Source organism: Martelella sp., from assembly GCF_984369615.1.
On sequence record NZ_CFHTCS010000549.1, the window covers coordinates 1 to 1,195 of the forward strand.

The 1,195-nt window shown below is 56.6% G+C and carries 1 protein-coding gene; it reads left to right on the forward strand.

The annotated features are described in order from the left end of the window. Window positions 1-15 precede the first annotated feature (15 nt). Window positions 16-1,195: restriction endonuclease subunit S (locus tag AC5DC2_RS23545; RefSeq protein ID WP_491700242.1), on the forward strand; the 1,180-nt coding region annotated here is incomplete at its 3' end.

Below are 1,195 nucleotides of genomic sequence, written 5' to 3' on the forward strand. Positions count from 1 at the left end.
CCCGGAGGCAGCGGAATGAGCGAGCTGCCGAAGGGGTGGGTTGAGGCTGAACTTGGTGACCTGGTGTCCAGCAACGGATTGGTCACCGATGGCGATTGGGTCGAAAGCAAAGATCAAGATCCGATGGGATCAGTAAGGCTTACCCAACTTGCTGACATTGGGGATGGTTTTTTTCGTCTTAAATCAAACCGCTTTCTCACCGTGGAGAAAGCCGCCGAGCTCAATTGCAGCTACCTTGAGAAGGGCGATGTATTGATCGCCAGGATGCCCGATCCATTGGGCCGCGCCTGCATCTATCCTGGTTTAGAGCAGAAGGCAGTGACTGTTGTCGATGTTATGATTTGGCGGGGCGGCTCGTCCGAGCTAAGCAACGAGTGGATCGTGACTGCAATCAACTCGCCAAGATCCCGGGCAACCATACGTGCACAGGCAAGCGGCACGACGCGGCAACGTATTGCCGGTGGCAACCTGAAAAAGCTCAGACTTCCTCTCCCGCCGCTTGCGGAGCAGAAGCGCATTGTCGCCAAGCTGGACGCCTTGGGCGCAAGGTCAGCCCGCGCCCGCAAGGAGCTGGAGCGCATCGACGCCCTCGTCGCCCGCTACAAGCAGGCGGTGCTCTCCAAGGCGTTTTCGGGTGAGCTAACGAACGCCAAAAAGACTGACTGGCAAATGTACGCTTTGGGCGATCTGCTCGACGACATTCGATACGGAACGGCAAAGAAGTGCGAGGTTGCTCCGCATTTGGTGCCCGTCCTTCGAATACCGAACGTGGCTGGCGGTAGGCTTGATCTGTCAGAGCTCAAGCATGCCGAGTTCTCCCAAAAAGAGCTTGATAAGCTCGCCCTTAAGGCTGGAGATCTGCTGCTCATAAGGTCGAATGGCAGCCTGGATCTTGTTGGGCGGTCTGCGGTCGTTTCAGACCTTCCGACCACCACTCTATTTGCCGGGTATCTTATCCGCCTTCGTTTCGATCTTCAAAAGGTGGATCCGTGGTTCGTGCAATACGGTTTGCAAGAGCTTGGCAGCAGGCGAACAGTTGAGCAACTGGCCAAGTCCACCAGCGGCGTGAACAATATCAACAGCGAGCAAATCAAGGGACTTGAACTGTCGCTTCCTCCCCTCGCCGAACAACGCAAAATCGTCCGCCGGATCGAGAGCGCCTTCGAAAAAATCGACCGGCTGGCGGGAGAGGCGA